The 23018-nt window shown below is 40.0% G+C and carries 21 protein-coding genes; 20 read left to right on the plus strand and 1 reads right to left on the minus strand.

Annotation, left to right across the window (positions count from 1 at the left end; all coding sequences use genetic code 11):
* The first annotated feature begins 91 nt into the window (after positions 1–91).
* The 7 genes from hutP to T323_RS0107890 all read left to right on the plus strand — a co-directional run bounded on the left by hutP (position 92) and on the right by T323_RS0107890 (position 7673).
* Positions 92–535: a histidine utilization transcription antiterminator HutP gene (gene hutP, locus T323_RS0107860; protein ID WP_026672781.1), complete on the plus strand. Its 444-nt coding sequence runs from the start codon at positions 92–94 to the stop codon at positions 533–535.
* 123 nt (positions 536–658) lie between these two features.
* The gene (hutH, locus tag T323_RS26300) at positions 659–2179 is read left to right on the plus strand and encodes a histidine ammonia-lyase (protein WP_035178143.1); all 1521 of its coding nucleotides are present in this window, start codon (positions 659–661) and stop codon (positions 2177–2179) included.
* A 13-nt stretch (positions 2180–2192) separates the two neighbouring features.
* Positions 2193–3860, plus strand: coding sequence for a urocanate hydratase (hutU, locus tag T323_RS0107870; protein ID WP_026672782.1), 1668 nt, complete (start codon positions 2193–2195; stop codon positions 3858–3860).
* Between the two features lie 17 nt (positions 3861–3877).
* Positions 3878–5152 carry an imidazolonepropionase gene (gene hutI, locus T323_RS0107875; protein ID WP_026672783.1) on the plus strand — a complete coding sequence of 425 codons (1275 nt, stop codon included), beginning with the start codon at positions 3878–3880 and terminating at the stop codon, positions 5150–5152.
* Complete coding sequence (locus T323_RS0107880; protein WP_026672784.1) at positions 5149–6132, plus strand: agmatinase family protein; 984 nt, start codon at positions 5149–5151, stop codon at positions 6130–6132. Before hutI ends, T323_RS0107880 begins: the two co-directional genes overlap by 4 nt.
* Positions 6133–6534: 402 nt before the next feature.
* Complete coding sequence (locus T323_RS0107885; RefSeq protein ID WP_026672785.1) at positions 6535–7104, plus strand: thymidine kinase; 570 nt, start codon at positions 6535–6537, stop codon at positions 7102–7104.
* A gap of 107 nt (positions 7105–7211) precedes the next feature.
* A complete protein-coding gene (locus T323_RS0107890; protein ID WP_026672786.1) occupies positions 7212–7673 on the plus strand; it encodes a hypothetical protein in 462 nt (153 codons plus the stop codon).
* A gap of 114 nt (positions 7674–7787) precedes the next feature.
* Here T323_RS0107890 and T323_RS0107895 read toward each other — a convergent pair whose 3' ends face one another.
* On the minus strand, positions 7788–9122 hold the full coding sequence (locus tag T323_RS0107895; protein ID WP_026672787.1) for an FAD-dependent oxidoreductase: 1335 nt from the start codon (positions 9120–9122) through the stop codon (positions 7788–7790).
* A 208-nt stretch (positions 9123–9330) separates the two neighbouring features.
* Between T323_RS0107895 and prfA the strand changes: the two genes are divergently transcribed.
* The 13 genes from prfA to T323_RS0107960 all read left to right on the plus strand — a co-directional run bounded on the left by prfA (position 9331) and on the right by T323_RS0107960 (position 22825).
* On the plus strand, positions 9331–10401 hold the full coding sequence (gene prfA / locus T323_RS0107900; RefSeq protein ID WP_026672788.1) for a peptide chain release factor 1: 1071 nt from the start codon (positions 9331–9333) through the stop codon (positions 10399–10401).
* Positions 10402–10416: 15 nt separating this feature from the next.
* Entirely contained in the window at positions 10417–11277 is an 861-nt protein-coding gene (prmC, locus tag T323_RS0107905; RefSeq protein ID WP_026672789.1) for a peptide chain release factor N(5)-glutamine methyltransferase, read from the plus strand.
* Positions 11278–11354: 77 nt separating this feature from the next.
* On the plus strand, positions 11355–11966 hold the full coding sequence (spoIIR, locus tag T323_RS0107910) for a stage II sporulation protein R (RefSeq protein ID WP_026672790.1): 612 nt from the start codon (positions 11355–11357) through the stop codon (positions 11964–11966).
* 298 nt (positions 11967–12264) lie between these two features.
* Positions 12265–12702, plus strand: coding sequence for a GNAT family N-acetyltransferase (locus T323_RS0107915; protein ID WP_026672791.1), 438 nt, complete (start codon positions 12265–12267; stop codon positions 12700–12702).
* Between the two features lie 172 nt (positions 12703–12874).
* A complete protein-coding gene (locus tag T323_RS0107920; protein ID WP_026672792.1) occupies positions 12875–13918 on the plus strand; it encodes an L-threonylcarbamoyladenylate synthase in 1044 nt (347 codons plus the stop codon).
* A gap of 61 nt (positions 13919–13979) precedes the next feature.
* Complete coding sequence (locus T323_RS0107925; protein WP_026672793.1) at positions 13980–14525, plus strand: manganese efflux pump MntP; 546 nt, start codon at positions 13980–13982, stop codon at positions 14523–14525.
* A 194-nt stretch (positions 14526–14719) separates the two neighbouring features.
* Entirely contained in the window at positions 14720–15163 is a 444-nt protein-coding gene (locus T323_RS0107930; protein WP_026672794.1) for a low molecular weight protein arginine phosphatase, read from the plus strand.
* Between the two features lie 13 nt (positions 15164–15176).
* Positions 15177–16475, plus strand: coding sequence for a methyl-accepting chemotaxis protein (locus tag T323_RS0107935; RefSeq protein WP_026672795.1), 1299 nt, complete (start codon positions 15177–15179; stop codon positions 16473–16475).
* A gap of 12 nt (positions 16476–16487) precedes the next feature.
* On the plus strand, positions 16488–16928 hold the full coding sequence (gene rpiB / locus T323_RS0107940) for a ribose 5-phosphate isomerase B (RefSeq protein WP_026672796.1): 441 nt from the start codon (positions 16488–16490) through the stop codon (positions 16926–16928).
* Positions 16929–16943: 15 nt separating this feature from the next.
* Positions 16944–17525: a TIGR01440 family protein gene (locus tag T323_RS0107945; RefSeq protein WP_026672797.1), complete on the plus strand. Its 582-nt coding sequence runs from the start codon at positions 16944–16946 to the stop codon at positions 17523–17525.
* A gap of 104 nt (positions 17526–17629) precedes the next feature.
* Entirely contained in the window at positions 17630–18877 is a 1248-nt protein-coding gene (glyA, locus tag T323_RS0107950) for a serine hydroxymethyltransferase (RefSeq protein ID WP_026672798.1), read from the plus strand.
* Between the two features lie 710 nt (positions 18878–19587).
* The gene (upp, locus tag T323_RS0107955) at positions 19588–20217 is read left to right on the plus strand and encodes a uracil phosphoribosyltransferase (protein ID WP_026672799.1); all 630 of its coding nucleotides are present in this window, start codon (positions 19588–19590) and stop codon (positions 20215–20217) included.
* A gap of 373 nt (positions 20218–20590) precedes the next feature.
* Positions 20591–22825, plus strand: coding sequence for a S8 family serine peptidase (locus tag T323_RS0107960; protein ID WP_026672800.1), 2235 nt, complete (start codon positions 20591–20593; stop codon positions 22823–22825).
* The last annotated feature ends 193 nt before the right edge of the window (positions 22826–23018 follow it).

Genomic DNA, 23018 nt, shown 5'->3' on the forward strand with positions numbered 1-23018 from the left:
ATTGACAACAAAATGTAATCCGCTTACACTTGAAGTAGACATTAGTGATTAGAAAAATGAAAGACAATTGAGTTGAAAGAGTTGTTGATATATGGCCTTACGGAAGGATCGACGTATCGGTCGACACGCCATTTTATTGTTGCTGTCTGATGAATCAGACGAGGAGCTAACAAAGCTCAAACAATCAGGCTGGTCAGGCTGTATCGGGAAAGTTGGATCAATGGAGGCCCATAAAGTGGTAGCCGCTATTGAAACAGCTGCAAAGAATAATCATGTGATAGAAAGCGGAATTTACCGAGAATCACATGCATTGTATCATGCGATTATCGAAGCTTTACACGGTGTAACAAGAGGTCAAGTTCAACTTGGATCCGTCCATCGTACAGTGGGATTACGTTTTGCTGTGTTACGTGGAAACCCGTATGACAATCAAGCAGAAGGCGATTGGATTGCTGTGTCATTATACGGAACCATTGGAGCGCCTGTAAAAGGTTCAGAGCATGAAACAATTGGACTAGGAATTAATCATATATAATTGCCCAGAGCTATTAGATACTAGGGGGCTATATCATGAAATTTTTTGTGAAATTTCATTGATGTAGTCCTCTTTTTTATTGGTCCTTTATCTGGGTAAAGTGAAAAAGGAGAGTGAGGGAAAATGGTCATCTTAACGGGACAGTCCCTGTCATTTACAGAAGTTAAAAAAGTACTTTTTGATGGGGAAAAAGTAACGATTTCACCTGAGAGTTTAGAAAAAGTAAAACGTAGCCGAAAAGCAGTAGAAAAAATCGTAAATGAAGAAAAAACAATGTATGGAATTACAACAGGGTTTGGAAAGTTTAGTGATGTTTTTATCGGGAAAGAAGATGTAGAAACATTGCAGCTTAACTTAATTCGCTCCCATGCGTGTGGCATCGGGGAACCTTTCCCAGAGATGGTATCAAGAGCGATGATCTTACTTCGTGCCAACGCGTTAGTAAAAGGCTTTTCAGGGGTACGTCCGGTTGTCATTGAAAGGTTGCTAGATTTATTAAATCACAACATCCACCCCGTCATACCACAACAAGGCTCTTTAGGGGCAAGTGGTGACCTTGCTCCTCTTTCCCATCTAGCCCTTGCGTTAATTGGGGAAGGAGAAGTGATGTATAAAGGGACGGAAATGAAATCGCTTGATGCGCTCACAAAAGAAGGATTATTTCCGATTACGTTAACCGCAAAAGAAGGGTTAGCGTTAATCAATGGGACACAAGCGATGACTGCAATGGGAGTTGTAGCTTATATAGAAGCGGAAAACTTAGCGTTTCAAGCAGAACTCATTGCTTCTTTAACAATCGAAGGTTTACAAGGAATTATGGATGCCTTTGATGAGGATATTCATCTTGCAAGAGGATATAAAGAGCAAGTTGAAGTAGCCGAGCGAATTCGCTCGTACTTAAAAGATAGTCAATTAACGACAACACAAGGTGAACTCCGTGTTCAAGATGCGTATTCGATTCGTTGTATTCCACAAGTTCATGGGGCCACCTGGCAAACATTAGCTTACGTAAAAGAAAAGCTTGAAATTGAAATGAATGCGGCAACCGATAATCCACTCATTTTTGATGACGGGAAAAAGGTGTTAAGTGGAGGGAATTTTCACGGACAACCAATTGCTTTTGCAATGGACTTCTTGGCGATTGCAATGGCTGAGTTAGGCAATATTTCTGAAAGACGGATAGAACGACTTGTGAATCCGCAATTAAATGATTTGCCGCCATTTTTAAGTCCTGAGCCAGGGTTACAATCTGGGGCAATGATTATGCAGTATGCTGCTGCGTCACTCGTCTCGGAAAACAAAACATTAGCCCATCCTGCGAGTGTCGATTCTATTCCTTCATCAGCGAATCAAGAAGACCATGTTAGTATGGGGACGATTGGTTCAAGACACGCCTATCAAGTGATTGCAAATTCACGTCGCGTCTTAGCTATTGAAGCAATTTGTGCCTTGCAGGCCACTGAAATTCGCGGGAAAGAAAAAATGGCAAAAGTAACAAGAGTCTTTCTAGAAAAAGCAAGAAGCATTGTACCAGAAATCGTAAAGGATCGTGTGTTCTCAAAAGACATTGAAGCAATGAATGGATGGTTACGAACAACAACGTATAAAGACGTGATAAAAAAAGCGAAAGTAGAATCTTATTAAAGGGGGAAGAAAAATGAAAACAGCTCAAAACAAAGTGGTTCGATATACGGGAACAACGTTAAATACGAAAGGGTGGCAACAAGAGGCGGCACTCAGAATGTTAATGAACAATTTAGACCCTGAAGTGGCTGAACATCCAGATAACCTTGTCGTTTATGGTGGGATTGGGAAAGCAGCTAGAAATTGGGAAAGCTTTGATGCAATTGTAGCTACGTTAAAGCAGCTTGAGGATGATGAAACGTTATTAGTGCAATCGGGTAAACCGGTTGTTGTATTTAAAACACACACGGATGCACCGAGAGTTCTTTTAGCCAATTCGAATATCGTGCCTGCTTATGCAAATTGGGATACGTTCCATGAACTCGATAAAAAAGGATTGATGATGTATGGACAAATGACAGCAGGAAGCTGGATTTATATCGGATCTCAAGGAATTGTTCAAGGAACATATGAAACGTTTGCAGAGTTAGCAAAACAACATTTTAATAACACGCTAAAAGGGACAATTACGGTCACAGCGGGATTAGGTGGAATGGGAGGCGCGCAACCATTAGCGGTTACGATGAATGGTGGAGTTTGTATTGCAATAGAAGTGGATGAAACACGAATTGACCGCCGGATTGAAACGAAATATACGGATGTAAAAACAACATCGTTAGACGAAGCAATTCAAATGGCAGAAGAAGCAAAGCAAAAGAAAATACCGTTATCGATCGGGCTGTTAGGCAATGCAGCAGATATTCTTCCAGAAATGAATGACCGAAATTTTATCCCAGATATCGTAACAGACCAAACGTCAGCGCATGACCCGCTTAATGGATATATTCCTTCTATGATGAGTCTTGCTGAGGCGGGTGAACTACGAAGCAGAGACCCAAAACGCTATGTGGAGCGATCGAAATCATCAATGGCAACACACGTAAAAGCAATGTTAGCGATGATGGATAAAGGAGCGGTTACGTTTGATTATGGCAACAATCTTCGTCAAGTCGCCGAAGATGAAGGCGTAAAAGACGCGTTTCGATTTCCTGGCTTCGTTCCAGCTTATATTCGTCCACAATTTTGTGAAGGTAGGGGACCATTTCGTTGGGTCGCTTTATCTGGTGACCCTGAAGATATTTACAAAACGGATGAAGCGATTTTACGGGAGTTTTCTGATAATGAACATTTGTGTCATTGGATTAAAATGGCTCAACAGAAAATTCAGTTTCAAGGATTGCCATCGCGAATTTGCTGGCTAGGGTACGGTGAGCGAGCTCGTTTTGGAAAAATTTTAAACGATATGGTGGCAAGCGGAGAATTAAAAGCTCCGATTGTGATTGGCCGAGATCATCTTGATTCAGGTTCTGTAGCTTCACCAAACCGCGAAACAGAAGCAATGAAAGATGGCTCAGATGTAGTATCGGATTGGCCGATTTTAAATGCGATGATTAATGCAGTTGGAGGAGCAACATGGGTTTCTGTTCATCACGGTGGCGGAGTTGGAATGGGATATTCTTTACATGCCGGTGTTGTTATTGTTGCAGATGGGACGAAAGAAGCAGAGAAACGATTAGACCGTGTGTTAACAACGGATCCAGGTATGGGTGTTGTACGTCATGCTGATGCAGGTTATGAAAAAGCAATGACTACGGCGAAAGAAAAAGGCATCCATATTCCGATGCTTCAAGATAAAGAATAAAAAGGAGGAGTGGTCATATGCAAACGAAACCTATATTCATTCAAAATGCAAATGAAGTCATTACGTTACAAGGAACTCAAACCCCACGAGTAGGAAAAGAAATGGAACAACTGTCCATTATAAAAAATGGAAGCGTCTGGCTAGAAGATGGAGTCATCCAAGCGGTAGGGTCGGATGAGGAATTGAAACAGCGATATGAGGAGCGTCTACATGAAGCAGATACCATCGATGCAACAGGAAAGATTGTAACCCCTGGTTTTGTTGACCCCCACACACATCTTGTTTATGCCGGCAGCAGAGAAAATGAATTTAACATGCGTTTACAAGGGGCGTCCTATATGGATATTATGAATGCTGGTGGGGGCATTCATGCGACAACAAGAGCGACAAGAAAAGCAACACATGAGCAGCTTTATCAAGAAAGTGAACGTCGTCTTCACCGCTTTTTACTTCATGGTGTGACTACGATTGAAGCGAAGAGTGGTTATGGCCTATCATTTGAGCACGAAATAAAACAATTAGAGGTGGCCAAACAATTAAATGAAACCCATGTCATTGATATTGTCTCCACTTTCATGGGAGCCCATGCCATCCCAGCAGAATATAAAGAAAATCCAGATGAATTTGTCGACCTTGTCATTGACGATATGATACCAAAGGTCGCCAAAAGGGAGTTAGCCGAATTTAATGATGTATTTTGTGAGCATGGTGTATTTACCCCAGAACAATCAAAGAAAATATTAGAAGCAGGTAAACAGTATGGGTTACTTCCAAAAATTCATGCCGATGAAATTGAACCATATGGAGGTGCAGAAACCGCAGCTGAAGTCGGGGCGATATCGGCCGATCATTTATTAAAAGTGTCGGAAGAAGGAATGAGACAAATGGCCGCTGCTGGTGTGATCGGTGTACTCCTTCCAGGAACAGCTTTCTTTTTAATGGCGGAATTTGCAAATGGTCGTAAAATGATTGATGCTGGAGTGCCAGTTGCGTTATCAACCGATTGTAATCCTGGGTCGTCACCGACAGTCTCTTTGCCTATTATTATGAATTTGGGGTGTTTAAAAATGGGGATGACACCTGCAGAGGTCCTCACAGCAACAACAATCAATGCCGCTCATGCCATTAAACGAGGTGATGAAATTGGCAGTATTGAAAAAGGGAAAAAAGCAGATATAATCATTCACGATGTTCCAAATTATATGCAATTGCAATACCATTATGGTATTAATCATACTGATACGGTAATAAAAAGCGGGAACATTGTAGTCCAAGGAGGGCAACGGTTGTGAGTCAATATCCATACCCTTTCCTTCAACCACCAGCATTTCGTTGGCATCCAACTACAATAACAAACGACGCGAAAGTACATGAATGGATTCAAACGATAGATGGCGAGGTTGATTGGACTCAATTCGACGTCGGTATCATTGGAGTCCCGTTATCTCGGTCTTCGATTTCAGCTTCAGGAGCAAGCGAACATCCAAATGCTTTTCGAAGAGCTTGGAAATACTTTACGACTTATAACTTAGATGAAGATGAATCTATATCAGACTTACAAGTAGTGGACATTGGCGATGTTCGCCAACATGTAACTGACATTTCTGTTTGCCACACGAATATTAAAGAAGCAATGGTCGCTTTCCAAGAGCAGCACCCGAACGTATTTCCGTTGTTTGTTGGAGGTGACCATTCGATAACTGCGATGCTTGTTAAAGGGTATAAAGCGGTACACCGAGAGGAACGGATCGGCATTTTGCAATTTGATACCCATTTTGATTTGCGCGACTTAAGTGATAACGGGCCTTCTAATGGGACCCCCATCCGAAACTTAATTGAAAGTGAAACAATTAAAGGGGAAGATGTGTATAATATCGGTCTGCATGGTTTTTTTAATGCGTATTCGTTAAAAGAATACGCAGACCGCCACGGGGTAAACTATATTACAATGAGGCAAGCACGCAAAAAAGGAATTACGAAAGTAGTTAAAGAAGCCTTAACAGAACTAAGTGAAAAAGTCGATACGATTTACTTAACCGTTGATATGGATGTGCTTGATCAAAGTGTAGGTCCAGGTGCTCCAGCTTCAACACCAGGTGGCATGGATACAGATGAGTTATTTCAAGCTGTGTATACAGCAGGAAGAAACCCAAAAGTAAAGGCGATGGATATCGTTTGTTTAGACCCATTAAAGGATGTGGGCGAACAAACGGTGAAAATCGGTGTCCATACGATGCTGTCGTTTTTGACCGGCTTTAAACAACGGCGATAAAAGGCCTAAAGGGGAGAGATAGATTTAACATACACGCTAACGGACAAATGTTCCGCTATTCCACGATATATGAGCCCTTTTAAAAAAGTTACGGACATCTGTTCCGTTATTTGCCTTCAACAACAATAAAAATCGCTCATTTTATTTAGATAACGGAACCAATGTCCAATAGTATTTGAAAAAGTACCTTTTTTTAAAAATAGCGGAATATATGTCCGAACGAGCTTTATTAAAAGGAGCAGACATAAAAGGTTTATTCTTTTATGTCTTTTTCTTTTTTAATAGATAAGATGAAAAGACGCTCCGCGTTTTTCTTTGAATTTCATTCCGTAGACAAGAAAAAGGGTGGTATAATAGAAAAATGTCAAAATTAATGAAAACACGAAAAGGGAGAAGAACATCTTGGCTCAATTATTTTTTAAATATGGTGCAATGAATAGCGGAAAATCGATTGAAATTTTAAAGGTCGCACATAATTATGAAGAACAAAATAAACGTGTTGTCATTTTAACTTCTGCTCTTGATAATCGGGATGAAGTAGGATATGTTTCGTCAAGAATTGGTTTGCGAAGAGAAGCGGTTCCAATTTATGAACATACCAATATTTTTACCTTGCTGGAAAAAGAAGAAAATAAACCTGCTTGTGTTCTTGTGGATGAGTGTCAGTTTTTAAAAAAGGAGCATATTATCCAACTTGCTGCAATTGTCGATCAGTTAAACATTCCCGTCATGGGATTTGGTTTAAAAAATGATTTTCAAAATGAGTTGTTTGAGGGAAGTAAATACATGTTGCTCTACGCTGACAAAATTGAAGAAATGAAAACGATTTGTTGGTTTTGTGAGCGAAAAGCAATCATGGCCCTCCGTATTAAAGACGGAAAACCGATTTATACAGGCGAACAAATTGTCATTGGTGGTAATGAATCATATTATCCTGTGTGTCGTAAATGTTATGCGGCGCCTCCATTGTAAGATTGGATGTCATTAGTGGACATGGATGGAATTAACGTGTAAATGATGATTCTTCAAAGGTAACACTAATAAGGCAGCCCCATCCACATTAAAATGGAGGTGCCTCAATGAAGAAAACCATTGTAGGTTGTAGTGTTGCATTACTTTTAGTCGCTGGATGTACACCAGCATCCCCGCCTAAAGCGAATTCTGTTCAAGGATTACAAGGGACAAACGCTCAGCAAATCACCTATGGGATGCTCGGTCCTGGACCGATAAACTATGGTGAAATTACAGATGAGCCAGACTTTTATCATGAAGGCTATGAAAATCATAGTACAAGCTTTCGAACATTAACACCGAGAAGGCAAGACTTAGGCGATGATGAGGAGAAAATTCGATACGTCATTGAACAAGAAGGCCTTCGAGCAGGAGCGGTCATTATTGCGGGAAGTCATGCTTGGGTCAATGTATATGGAGATGGCTTGTCAGCGGAAGAACAAAAAGAAAAAGAGAAGCAGGCGCGACAATCATTACAACGAATCGTTCCAAGATATCAAGTTCATGTCAATAGCCCGAGTTCTTCATAAGATGATTCCCCTCAGTGTTATACTGAGGGGTTTTTTAAATAATAAAAATTATGGTGTGGCAGTGAAGCTTTGAAAGCTATTTCAAGAAAGCATAAAAATTTTTGTATAGCAATGTTAATGCTCTCTTCTTCGAGCGGTCTGTTGAATAGGATCCCATACCATATTGTACGGGGGAGCGTAGGCTAAGTCTAAATCTTCAAGATCTTGAATAGTCATGTGATGATATAACGCAGTAGCCAGTACATCGATGCGTTTATCCACGCCCGACTTCCCGATTATTTGCCCGCCTAATAGTCGGTTTGTTTCTGCTTCGTAAATAATTTTCACCTGCATTTTTTCAGGTGTTGGGTAATAGGAAGCGATATGGGGAAGCTCAGCTTTGACTGTGTGATAGGGAATACGAAGAACTTCGGCTTCTTTTTCAGAAATTCCAGTACGTGCTAATGTTGCGTCAAAAAATTTCATAATGGCAGTTCCGACAACTCCTTGAAATGTTCTATGAATCCCCGCCATCATTAATCCTGCAGTTCGTCCTTGCTTGTTCGCATGTGTTCCTAAAGGAATATAATCATTTTTTTGTTTTATACGGTGAAATTGTGTCGCGCAATCTCCTGCAGCGTAAATATCTTTAGTGTTTGTTTCCATTTGTGCATTCACAATAATCGCACCGTTCGAAGATAAATGTATACCTGTTTGTTCAACAAGTTTGGTATTTGGCTTTACACCGACAGCAACAATAACAATATCGACTCGGATCGAACGCTTATCCGTAACAACTTCTTGAACTTTTTCAGTTCCTCTAAACGCCTGAACTGATTCATTTAAATAAAGCTCAATGTCTTTTTCTTTCGCTTTATGGTGAATGAGTTCAGCCATGTCAGCATCAAAAACACCCGCTAATTGTGAACCTTGTTCAATAATCTTTACATGGTGGCCGGCATCGTGAAAGTTTTCCGCCATCTCTAAACCAATATAGCCACCACCAATGATTGCTACCTCTTTTTTTGATGTACCAATGTCATCGATAAGTGAATGAAGACCAGGAATTGTCTTTATCGTATGAATGCCGTTCAGTTCACGACCTTCCCAGTTAGGAAGAAGTGGATCTGCGCCTGTTGCGATTAACAATTTATCGTATGTAATGTCAAAAGGTTCATTTACATCGCATCTTTGTCCATAAACGGTTTTTGTATTCGGATCAACGTTTGTAACTTCATGATGAATTCTAGCGTCAATCCCGTATTTGTCTTGGAATGTTTCTCGTTTTCTTGCGATTAAATCATCTGTTGATGAAATATGACCACCGATAATGTATGGAAGACCACATTGGGCATAAGAGTAGATAGGACCTTTTTCTAGTGTAATAACTTCAGCTTGCTTATCATTTCGAATGATTTGCATAGCAGCGCTCATCCCTGCTGCGTCTCCACCGATTACAACATACTTCAATTTCGATCACCTCAGTTTCATTATTTCCCAATCGCTGTGTTCAGCAAACATCAAGTCACGAGGATGGCAATAGCAGAGTATGCTAACAAAGAATGGTGAAGTATCGTTCCTGCGTTACTAGGCGATACTAAAAAAATACTTATTTTGACTCAATTCCTTGCTTATACTATAATTAGACTGTTATGGACTGAAATAAGAGGTGAAGCTCGTGTTAGATCGATTACAATCGTTAGAAGACCGGTATGACCGCCTAAATGAATTATTAAGTGATCCCGATGTGATTAACGATACGAATAAACTTCGTGATTACTCAAAAGAACAAGCGGATTTAGAAGAGACGGTGCAAGCCTATCGTCAATATAAGGAAGTATCTGAGCAATTATCTGATGCAAAAGCGATGCTTGAAGACAAGTTAGATAATGAAATGTATGACATGGTAAAAGAAGAAATAAGTGAATTAAATGTCCAGAAAAAAGAGTTAGAAGAACGTTTACGCATCCTATTACTTCCGAAAGACCCGAATGATGACAAAAACGTCATTGTTGAAATTCGTGGGGCTGCAGGTGGGGATGAAGCGCAATTATTTGCAGGCGATTTATACAAAATGTACTCTCGTTTTGCTGAAGCACAAGGCTGGAAGGCAGATGTAATTGAAGCCACACCGACTGAGTTAGGTGGATATAAAGAAATTATCTTTACTGTAAATGGAAAAGGTGCTTATTCTAAATTAAAATATGAAAACGGTGCCCATCGTGTGCAACGTGTACCTGCAACAGAGTCAGGTGGACGGATTCATACGTCAACAGCGACTGTTGCTGTTTTACCTGAAGCAGAAGAAGTCGAAGTTGACATTCATGATAAAGATATTCGTGTTGATACATTTGCGTCAAGTGGGCCTGGAGGACAAAGTGTAAATACAACGATGTCGGCTGTACGCTTAACCCACTTGCCGACAGGTGTTGTTGTTTCATGCCAAGATGAAAAATCACAAATTAAAAATAAAGAAAAAGCGATGAAAGTTTTGCGAGCGCGTGTCTATGATAAATTTCAACGAGAAGCTCAACAAGAATATGACCAACACCGTAAACTTGCGGTTGGAACGGGTGACCGCTCTGAACGAATTCGAACATATAATTTCCCACAAAGTCGGGTAACGGATCATCGGATTGGATTAACGATTCAAAAGTTAGACCAAATTTTGCAAGGAAAGCTCGATGAAATCATTGATGCTCTCATAGTTGAAGAGCAAGCAGAGCTCATGCAAAACGCTGAGGAGTAAAATATGACCGAACAACTGAAAGTATTTGAAGCCCTCCATTGGGCTTCTTCTTTTTTAGAACAACAAAAGAAAGAAAAAATAGCGGCTGAACTTTTGTTGCGGTTTCACTTACGGAAAACACGAACAGAATTGTTTATGGCTATGCAAGATGACGTCACAAAAGAAGTCGTGAAAGCATTTAAAGCAGACGTGCAAAAATTTGCTAGTGGAATACCGCTTCAATATTTAACTGGAGAAGAGCAGTTTTACGGTCGGACCTTTATTGTAAACGAAGAGGTTCTTATTCCACGCCCGGAAACAGAAGAACTTGTATATGGCTTACTTGAGCGGTTAAAAGGAAAAGAACAAGAGTCATTTACGATTGTGGATGTCGGAACGGGCAGTGGGGCTATCGCGATTACACTAGCACTCGAATTACCAAAAGCAGACGTAATCGGGATTGATATTGCTGTAGAATCACTGGAAGTGGCAAAGTTAAATGCAAAGCGGTTAGGAGCAAAAGTAATGTTTGTCGAAGGAGACTTGCTGCAACCACTTTTGGAAGATGGTAAAAAGGTGGACATTGTCATTTCAAACCCTCCTTATATTCCACTTGATGATATTGAAAGCTTAGATCCTGTTGTCCGAGACTATGAACCAAAACGGGCTCTGGTGGGTGGTATGGATGGATTAGATTTTTATCGATGTTTAATGAACCAAATTCCGCAATTGTTAAAACCAACTGGCTGGATTGCTTTTGAAGTGGGAGTGGGACAAGGAGAGGCTGTAGCAGAGCTCGTTCGTGCAATGTACCCGACAGAACATATTGAAGTAGTGTTTGATATAAACGGAAAAGACCGGCTTGTTTTTGCGACAATAAAAGAAAAAAGAGATTAAGAGATTTGTCGAACACTTTATTGTTTATTTTTCATAATGCGTGTCCACACTGTGTAGTGAAAAGGGGCGATGTTAACATGAACAATAAAGTTATTATTTATCTATTATTCTCTTTGTTTGTATTAGTCATTAGCTGGGAAGGACAGCAACATTTAGCTGTCGCAGAATTACATGAAGAGGTTAGCCAAGAAGAAGCGATTCGATTACGAATCTTAGCCAATAGTGACGCGGTTAAAGACCAATGGTTAAAACGTGAAATTCGTGATGAAGTGAACGCGTCCATTACGAATTGGGTGCAAGATGTAGATGATCTAGAAGAAGCAAAACAAGTGATTCAAGCAAACTTACCAGAAATTGAAGCGATTGTAGAAAAACAACTAATAAATATTGGATTAAACCAACAATATACAGTTGAATTTAATGAAGTTGAGTTTCCGACAAAATTATATGGAAATCTTGTGTATCCAGCTGGATCATATGATGCTGTGTTAATTACACTTGGAGAAGGAAAAGGCGAAAACTGGTGGTGTGTATTGTTTCCTCCATTATGCTTTTTAGATTTCTCCAATGGAGATGCGGTTGATGTAGAAGAAGTGGAAGAAGCTGATGAAGAGGACGAAATCATTGTGACGTTTTTCGTTGTTGAATTATTCTCTAGTACGTTAGATTGGTTTAAATCAATTTTTTAAACATATTAGAAAGGTCGGGTTTTTGACTTGCTATCGGACATCTATTCCGTTAATGTGTAGTTTTTTTAGGGATTTGGAGTTGTTACGGACATGTGTTCCGTTATTCTTGTAAAATAAGGATAAACCACCGAAAATATTGTCAAATAGCGGAACGTATGTCCGAATGCAAAGAAGAAAGTCGTTTTTTTCTAAAAATAGCGGAATAGATGTCCGAAAGATTTTTTGAAACATCATCGTCATAATAGGGCATCTTCTTGCATACAAGTTATAATAGCTTGTACAAGAGGAGGAACCTATATTGAGTATTGTTGTTCGAATAGCTGAAGAAAAAGATTTACTACCGGTTCAACGTCTCGTGGCAAAGGCAGGATTAGAGGAAAAAGGGATTGAGCACCATATTCATGATTTTCTTGTTGTGGAAGAACAAGAAAAGATTGTTGGTACAGTCGGAATTGAACATTTAGGAGTGGACGGGCTTTTGCGTTCGTTAGTTATCCAATCTGAAACGTGGAATGCAAAAATTGGGTTAGAGTTTTTAGAAATCGCTCTACAGTTTGCCAAACAGAAAGGTGTCGAAACATTGTACTTATTAACGAAACAGTCGATTCAATTTTTTGAGTATTTAGGGTTTCATGAAGTGGAAGAAGAAGAAATACCCGAAAAGATTCGACAATCACCACATTTCCATCAATATGCTCCTGGTGTTACAAAAGTGATGGCAACAACATTTAAATAAAGTTATCCACAAGTTATCCACAAGGTTGGGATAACTTGTTTTTTTGGTCAGAAAATGATAAAAAGGACGATAGGTACAAATCGAGTGAATCACAGAGAGAGACTAATGGTTCGCTCTTTTTGAAAGAAAGGGATTACATTGTGTAAAAACACCGGAGAAAGGAGGAGAAAATATGAGTTATAAACAAACTTATCAATGGGTTGTGGATAAAAATAATGAAAATCTTCGAAATGCTAAGGGAATCAAGGAGGCAGCCTTGTTGATAAATCAAAACGAAATTATCGCTTTTCCGACAGAAACTGTGTATGGTCTTGGTGGAAATGCAAAAAATGACGAAGCCATAAAAAAAATCTTTGCCGCCAAAGGGAGGCCGAGTGATAACCCTCTTATTGTTCATGTAGCGACGATGGAACAAGCGGCACAGTTAGTGATAAATCAGCCTGAGTATGGAACGAAATTAATGGAGGTCTTTTGGCCAGGTCCACTCACGCTTGTGTTCAATGGAGGAAAAGACGTTTCGCCTTATGTAACAGCGGGACTAGAAACAATCGCACTTCGAATTCCTGACCATCCTGTTGCACTGGCCTTATTAGAAGAAGCCAATCTACCTGTGGCTGCACCTAGTGCTAATACATCAGGAAAGCCAAGCCCAACGGTTGCAAAACATGTAAAAGATGATTTATATGGCTGTATTTCTGGCATTATAGATGGGGGAGACACAGGGGTTGGTGTTGAATCGACGGTAGTGGATTGTACAGGGGACTACCCGATGATATTACGACCAGGAGGAATCACAAAAGAACAGCTAGAAGCTGTTGTTGGTCGGGTTGATGTGGACGAAGCTCTTAGTCAACAAAATGTAGCACCAAAATCTCCTGGAATGAAGTATACACATTATGCACCGAATGCTGATTTTATTCTTGTCGAAAATAAAGAGGTGATTGGTGAACTTATTCACAGCAAACAACAACAAGGGTTCCGGGTCGGTGTGTTAACAACAGAAGAACAGAAAGATAAGTATAAGGCAGATGTTGTGATTTGTTGTGGATATCGAACGGATTTAGCAACCGTTGCGAAACGATTATATGATTCGCTTAGAACATTTAATGAAAAGGAAGTAGATATTATTTATTCAGAAACATTCCCGAAAGTTGGGGTCGGTGTAGCAATTATGAATCGACTTGAAAAAGCAGCTGGCGGAATAATTATTAGATAGTTTGTCTTATTTCTCCTTGTCCGTGCATACATTGGATTAGCATGGTCAAGGGGGAATTGTTGTGATCGGAGAAATCGTTACACTATTTATTATGGCTACAGCATTAGGAATGGATGCTTTTTCTATCGCATTAGGAATGGGGATGGCGGGGTTGCGATTACGTCAAATCTTTCGTATTGGCGTAACGATCGGGGCATTTCATGTCATCATGCCCTTACTCGGAATTATGGTAGGGAGATTAATTTCCGCTCACTTTGGAATGTTAGCGACAATGATAGGTGGAGGGTTGTTGCTATTTCTCGGATTACAAATGATTATTTCTTCCATTCGTGAAGAACAAGAAAGTGTCGCAGCAACAAGAGGATTTGGTTTGTTCGTGTTTGCCCTAAGTGTAAGCATTGACAGTTTTTCTGCAGGCTTAAGTTTAGGTGTATTAGGAGCAAAAACAGTCATTACCGTAATGGCGTTTGGGTTAATGAGTATGATTTTATCATGGATTGGCTTAGTTGCCGGATCGAAATTTAAAGGAATGATCGGATCATACGGTGAGTTACTAGGAGGCTGTATTTTACTAGGTTTTGGGATAAAATTACTTTGGCCGATCTAAGCCTAACAGTGGGATATTGAATATCCCCTATTGTTGCGATAAACTTAATGATAGTACACTGTTTTGGTGAAAAAATGTTGTTTTGGAATAGTTGAAATGGCTGGAGTGTGTCCTCCTTTGAACCGATAAAAACAACAAAGTAGGTAAAAACAGTCTTATAGAAAGAAGCTAACGTAGAAAGGATGCCTAGATTCATGGTGAATATTCTTTTCGTATGTACAGGAAACACGTGTAGAAGTCCTTTAGCAGAAGCACTTCTCCGCGAAAAGACAAATGGAAATATAACGGTCCGTTCAGCAGGGATTTATGCTGCTTTTGGCAGTGATGCCTCAGAAGGCACAAAACAAGTGCTAGCAGAACGTGGAATAAACTGTCAGCATCATTCAAGTCCGTTAACAGATGAGCTTTTGCAGTGGGCTACAGTCGTATTAACGATGACAGAAAGCCATAAGCAAACGATTATTCTGAATGCACCATATGCTAGTGATAAAGTATATACGTTAAAAGAGTTTGTTCAAACTGGAGAGGGTGATGTCATTGATCCGTTTGGGCACCCAGTGGAAGCTTATCGAGAAACAGCAGTTGAGCTTGAACAATTAGTGGACAAGCTAATTGAAAAATACAACAACGAACAATAGGGAGAGTGCCACCGTGGGGGAAAAAACAAAGTATAAGTTCAGTATTAGAAAAAAATTAGTAGTCGGCATTACGAGTTTAGCATTCATCACATATGGTTCAAGTGCTGTCGTCATTTTTTTCTTATCTGATTGGTTACAGTCAAATTTTAGCTTAAGTTATGAAAGTGTCGTTAGTTTTACATTAGTGAAAGGTGTCTTTTGGACGATTTTGCTTTGTTATTTCGGTGCTCGCTTCATAACGAAGCCGTTACAAGAATTAGAAGGAGCAGCAAAAAAAGCAGCAGAAGGAAATATTAGTGAAGATATCGAAGTGTCTAAATCAGATGACGAACTCCGTGCTGTTGGACTCGCTTTTAATAAAATGCTTCATAGTTTAAGAAGTATGGTCCAAGATATTGAGGATAACTTTGAAAAGACGAATAAAACGGTAACTGTCATTCAAGAGGCGACAAAAGCAGCTTCACTCAATGCCAAAAGAGTCAACCGAACAATACAAGAAATTGCTGGAGGGGCTGAAACGTCGGCTAGTTCAATTGAACAAACGGCACAATCGATGGAAGATGTCACAACCTTTGCTAAACAAGTGCAAGAGCATGCTAATACATCAAAACAGTCTTCTACAGAAATGGTGAATACATTAACAGAAAGTAAAGAAGTGATTGAAAGTCTTGTTAGTGGAATTAAGCAGTTAGCTAATGACAATGAACAATCGTTGCAAGCTGTAGGGCGTTTAAATGATCAAGCGAAAAAAGTAGAAGAAATTATTTCTCTTGTTGGAGACATTGCAGAACAAACAAACTTACTAGCGTTAAACGCATCAATCGAAGCGGCAAGAGCGGGTGAACACGGAAAAGGTTTTGCTGTTGTTGCGGATGAAGTCCGTAAATTAGCGGATGAAAGTTCAAAAGCGGTTCAAGGCATTACAGAATTAATCCATAATATTCAAACAGAAGTTGTTAAAGTTGTTAAACAAATTACTGACCAAGTGTCTGTTGCAAATGAACAGTCTGTAAAAGGGACTGCAACAAATGAGGCAATTGGTGAGATGGAAAAATCAGTACATGAAGTAAATAGCGTTATTACAGAAATTGCGGGATTAGTGGATAATCAGTTAAAAGCGATTTTAGAAACGACAAAGCAAACCCAAGAGGTGGCTGCTTTCTCTGAAGAAACTTCGGCAGGAGCTACAGAAATGACAGCGACGACAGAAGAACAAACCGCTTTAATCTTAGAAGTTGCTGATACAGCGAACCAACTTTCCGCGCAAGCGAATAAGCTAAAAATAACGATTGAAAAGTTTTCAATACAATAGGGGGAGAAAAAGATGAAAGTAGCGATTGGTTCTGATCATGGTGGACTCCAAATTAAAGAAGAAATTAAAGCATTAATGGATGAGTTAGGGATAGCTTACGAAGATGTTGGATGTGAGTGTACGGATTCTGTAGATTATCCGGATTATGCATTGCCTGTTTGTGATAAAGTCGTATCAAACGAAGTGGACAGAGGAATCTTAATTTGTGGAACAGGCATCGGGATGTCGATTGCGGCAAATAAAGTGAAAGGGATTCGTTGTGCTCTTGCTCATGATACATTTAGTGCAAAAGCAACAAGAGAACATAATGATACAAATGTTCTTGCGATGGGTGAACGAGTTGTCGGGCCAGGGCTTGCTCGTGATATTGCAAAAGTTTGGCTTGAAACTGAATTCGAAGGTGGTCGTCATGCTAGACGTGTCGACAAAGTGATGGCAATCGAAAACGTATAGAAGAAAGGTGGCGAAATGATGATAGACCTTTCAACGATAAAAAGCGACCTCCAAACTGTACTTGATGATTTACTTTCAGCAAAAGCCCTTCAAGAAGGATCGGTTGTTGTCGTTGGGACAAGTACAAGTGAAGTTGTAGGAGAAAAGATTGGAACAAGTGGTTCTGAAGAAGTAAGTAAGGTGATTTATGATACGCTCCATGAGTGGGCAAGAACACAAAAACTATCTCTTGCCTTTCAATGCTGTGAACATGTAAATCGTGCATTAGTAGTTGAAAAAGAAACACAAATGGCACTTCATCTTGAAGAAGTTACAGTCGTACCTGTGAAAACCGCTGGTGGGGCGATGGCATCCTTTGCTTACACACAAATGAAAAACCCTGTTGTAGTCGAGTTCATCAAAGCAGATGCTGGTATCGATATTGGTGATACATTAATAGGGATGCACTTAAAGCATGTTGCTGTTCCTGTTCGAAGTGCAGTAAAAGAAATTGGCCAAGCTCATGTAACGTTGGCGGTAACACGCCCGAAACTAATTGGTGGTCAAAGAGCGGTATATCCGAATAATAATATGAACACAAACGAAAAATGTATGTGATTTTATAAAAAATAGAAGATTTTAACGTATACTTCTGATAAAATGGAACATGCAGATGAAAAAACACGAAAGATAATGAGTTTTATCATGAAAGGGGAAGAAGGATGGAATTCTTAAAAAATCAAGACCCTAATGTATACAAGGCGATTCAGCAGGAGTTAGGTCGTCAACGGGACAAAATTGAAATGATTGCTTCTGAAAACTTTGTAAGCGAAGCTGTAATGGAAGCGCAAGGCTCAGTCTTAACAAACAAATATGCAGAAGGATACCCTGGACGACGTTACTATGGGGGCTGTGAATATGTGGATATCGTTGAAGACTTAGCTCGTGACCGTGCAAAAGAGATTTTTGGTGCTGAATATGTGAACGTTCAACCACATTCAGGTGCTCAAGCGAACATGGCAGTTTATTTTACAATTTTAGAGCCAGGCGATACTGTTCTTGGCATGAACCTTTCTCACGGTGGTCACCTTACTCATGGTAGCCCCGTTAACTTTAGTGGGGTTCAATATAACTTTGTGGAGTACGGCGTAGATAAAGAAAAGCAACAAATTGATTATGATGCAGTGTTAGCTTTAGCAAAAGAACATAAACCAAAACTTATCGTTGCGGGAGCAAGTGCATACCCTCGAGCAATCGACTTCAAAAAATTCCGTGAAGTCGTGGATGAAGTAGGGGCATACTTAATGGTAGACATGGCTCATATTGCTGGTTTAGTTGCGGCAGGAGTTCATGAAAGTCCAGTGCCTTATGCGGACTTTGTAACAACTACAACACATAAAACTTTACGTGGCCCTCGTGGTGGAATGATTCTTTGTAAAGAAGAATTTGGAAAGAAAATCGATAAATCGATTTTCCCAGGAATCCAAGGTGGCCCATTAATGCATGTCATAGCAGCAAAGGCAGTAGCGTTTGGGGAAGCACTACAACCTGAGTTCAAATCATATGCACAAAACATCGTCTCTAATGCTAAAGCTTTAGCAGAAGCATTAAATGCAGAAGGAATTAACCTTGTCTCAGGTGGTACTGATAATCATTTATTATTACTTGACCTACAAAGCTTAAGTTTAACTGGAAAAGTAGCAGAAAAAGCATTAGATGATGTTGGAATTACAACAAACAAAAATGCGATTCCGTTTGATCCAGAAAGTCCTTTTGTAACAAGTGGTATTCGAATTGGAACAGCAGCGGTCACTTCTCGAGGATTAAATAACGAAGCAATGAAAGAATTAGGCTCTATCATTGCCTTTACATTGAAAAACATCGAAAATGAAGCAGCGTTACAAGAAGCGGCTTCACGTGTAGATGCATTAACAGCGAAATTTCCAATGTATCCATCATTAAGCTTGTAATTAGAATAGCCAGGGGGCTCCTGGCTATTTTTTTGTTGAACGAAAAGATAGTATTAAAATTTTGTTGTAGCAGTGAAGCTTTGAAAGCTTGTTCTAGAAGAGCGAAGGCTCTGCACTTCGCATGAAGCGATAAGAGTTCCTGTGTTTTTCCTATTGTTTAGAAAAACTATAGTATAGTCGACTTGTGTATAACGAATGAATTAGGGACTTGGATTATTATGAGACAAGCAAGAAAAGACCGAAGTGAATCGTTCAACACTTCGGTCCGGTAAGTAAGCGGCCATGAAAACCGTTATCTGTGAACATTGCTAGCGTTTTAGAACGTTGGAGGACACAGGAGCCGTTAATCATAATATATCGCTAGGAATAGTGTTGCTTTTGCGTGAATAAGCGCTCCAGTGGCCGCTAAAAAATAGAAACCCGTATCATGTTCACAAATAACGGCTGCTCTGTCCGCGAAAATGTGACATGGGATTTGATAATCTCGAAGGTTCCGCACCTCCGCGTTTCATCCAAGAGCACTTTGGGTTCACTGTTAAAAGCGGGCAGGGCTCCGCGCTTCGCTTAAAAAGAAAAGACGCTTCCGCGTTTTTCTTAATGAACTTTTAAGGAACAGGCTTGAATGGGACAAGCTTTTTTTGTATCATTTTCAAAAGGAGTATGTCGTCCTGAGTGCTCTCATATAGAATGGTGAAAAAGGAGCTATCATAATGAGCAAAGTATATGTATTTGATCACCCGTTAATTCAACATAAGTTAACGTACATACGTGATAAATCAACAGGAACAAAGGAATTCCGAGAGCTAGTAGATGAAGTTGCAGCATTAATGGCGTTTGAAATTACAAGAGATTTACCGCTTCGTGATGTGACGGTAGAAACGCCAGTAGGGCCTGCACCTTCAAAAAAAATTGCGGGCAAAAAGCTAGGGCTTGTTCCGATTCTGCGTGCTGGACTTGGGATGGTGGATGGAATTTTAAAGTTAATCCCAGCTGCAAAAGTAGGACATGTTGGATTATACCGCGATCCTGAAACATTGAAACCGGTCGAATATTATGTGAAGTTACCAAATGATGTCCATGAGCGTGAGTTTATCGTCATTGACCCGATGTTAGCCACAGGTGGTTCTGCTGTCGAAGCTATCAATAGCTTGAAAAACCGTGGTGCCGTTAATATTAAGCTAATGTGCTTAATTGCAGCCCCAGAAGGTGTCGACGTCGTTAAAGAAGCCCATCCAGATGTGGATATTTATTTAGCTGCCATGGATGAAAAACTAAATGAAAAAGGATATATCGTTCCTGGATTAGGAGATGCTGGTGACCGATTGTTCGGAACGAAATAATGAAAATAAGCCGAAAAGAGAAAACTCTTTTCGGTTTTTGTTTGGAGTAGGAAGTATGTGACTTTGTGGGCGCTATCGGACATTTGTTCCGGTATCTTGCTGTAAATTGAACTATTTTCAAAAGTTACGGACATCTGTTCCACTACTTCCTCTTTTTTGATTGATTCTCGTGCGAAAAAAGGACACTAACGGAAAGGATGTCCGATACGATCCAAACGAACGGCTTTATTACAGAAATAGCGGAATAAATGTCCGAACGGTGACAACTGTATCATGATTTAACCAATTCTTCGTTTTCAAATCTTCTTTACATGACTTTTGCTTTTGTGGCAGATACTAGTCAAATAAGGTGAAATGAGGAGGACGTAAATACATGAGACAAGTATTGTTGTTGTTTACGATGTTGTTTGCTATGACTCAAGTAGGGCTGGTGCAAGTGCAAGCGAATCAGTTTCCTGAACGGCCTCCGCTTCCTACTCCGGCATCGGAACAAGAAGCTGTAGTTATTGTTGAGGTGTCTGAAACAGACATTGACGCTGTGTTAGAAACTATTAAATCTACATTTCCAAAAGGCGAAATTAGAAAAACATTTCAAACACTGTTTACAGGTTTTTCAATCCAACTACCTGAAGAAGATGTGGAACGATTAAAAACCGTCTCGGGTGTAGAACGAGTAGACAAAGTTGTCAATTATAAAGCGTTGATTGATGAAAGTGTTCCTTTTATAGGCGGGGGTGAATTTCGGTCCCAGCTTGATGAAAATGGAGAACGATTAACGGGAAAAGGTGTGAAGGTAGCTGTCATTGACACAGGAATTGATTATACTCATCCAGATTTAAAGCGTAACTATAAAGGTGGATTTGACGTTGTCGATTATGATGATGACCCAATGGAAACGAAAATAGAAGAAGGTGGACCAACCGTTCATGGGACACATGTCGCTGGTATTATCGCAGCAAATGGCAAAATAAAAGGGGTAGCACCGGAAGCTGAAATTTATGCTTACCGGGCTTTAGGTCCAGGTGGACAAGGGACGACAGAGCAAGTAATCGAAGCGATAGAAAAAGCGGTGGAAGACGGTGTCGATATTATAAACTTGTCACTAGGGAATGCCGTGAACGGTCCTGACTGGCCGACGAGTGTGGCGTTGGATAAAGCGGTGGAGCTTGGTGTTGTTGCGGTTACGTCAAACGGTAACAGCGGACCGAATATGTGGACAGTGGGTTCTCCAGGTACATCGGCGCGAGCCATTTCTGTTGGCGCATCATCACCTCCTTTAAAAATGCCATATTTGACGATTTTTGGTGAAGAAAAAGAAATTCCGCTGCAAATGATGAGTGGCTCACGACCATGGGATGTTACGAGGGATTTCCCGTTTGTTTATGGTGAATTAGGAATGGAAAAGGATTTAGAGGATGTTAACGGAAAAATTGTTTTATTAAAACGAGGGATTATTCCTTTTGCCGAAAAAGCAAGAATAGCAAAAGAGGCTGGAGCAGAAGCTGTTGTTATTTTTAACAATACAGATGGTGCTTTTGTAGGTGCAATTGAAGGAAAAGTTGATATTCCAGTAGCGGGAATCACAAAAGAGGATGGAGAATGGTTACTAGAACAAATTGAAAATGAAAAGTCACCTTCATTACGCACGATATATCGGAATGAAGAAGATTTAATTGCACCGTTTTCATCAAGAGGACCGGTGACACAAACATGGGATGTGAAACCTGATGTCGTTGCCCCTGGTGTCGCCATTGATAGTACGATTCCTCATGGCTATTTAGGGCTTAATGGGACAAGCATGTCTGCCCCCCATGTAGCAGGAGCAGCAGCATTACTGAAACAAGCCCATCCAGATTGGACGCCTGACCAAATAAAAGCAGCCTTAATGAATACAGCTAAAAAGCTAGAAGACAAAGAAGGAAATCGTTATTTACCTCATGAGCAAGGCGCTGGAAGAATTCAAATTGTAGAAGCGATAAATGCCGAGACCCTAGTTTTACCAGGCGCACTTTCTTTTGGAAAGTATTCTCGTGATGATAGGCGACAAGTGAAGGATGTTACGGTTACTGTTGAAAATAAAGGAGACAAAACAGAATCATATTATGTCGTTCCTCCGATTGATGTACCAGATGGTATTCAGTGGAAAGTACCTTTTTCATTTGAACTAAAACCAGATGAGAAAAAAGAAGTAACCATTACTATGGATATTTTTCCTCCTGTCTTAGAGGAAGGTATTCATAATGGAGAGATAGTTATCCAAGGTGGAAAAGAAGATGTTGTTGTCCCGTATTTGTTTTTTATTGAAGAGCCAAATTACCCACGAGTGATGGCTTTTAATTTTGAACATGGGGATGAGCCAGAAACATACCGTTATGAAATGTATTTGCCTGGTGGTGCAGAAGAAGTTGGCATTGCTTTGTATGACCCAGATACATTTGAGTTTATTTCTTATTTGGATGCAAGGGAAAACGTAGCAAGAGGACTTCTTGAAGTCGAGTTATCAGAGCTAGCATTAACAGATGGTATTTATAAAGCGCTTGTGTTTGCGAAACAAGACGGACAAGAAGATACGCTTGAAACAGCCATTTTTATAGGTGAGATTGGTTGAAAAGAAAATAATTGTCCATAATAGAGAAAAGGAGAGGGAAACCCTCTCCTTTGTTTTGTCAAGAAAAAAATGGTATACTTTTGTCGAAATTGTGACAAACCTAATTTTCTAAAAATGGACTACATATTTATCCTGAAAAGCCGTTGACATAAGGTTTTCACTATTGTACGATTACAAAGGGTATTTATGATAA

The sequence above is a fragment of the Alkalihalobacillus bogoriensis ATCC BAA-922 genome (assembly GCF_000621445.1).
GTDB classification, from domain to species: Bacteria; Bacillota; Bacilli; order Bacillales; family Bacillaceae_F; genus Bacillus_AO; species Bacillus_AO bogoriense.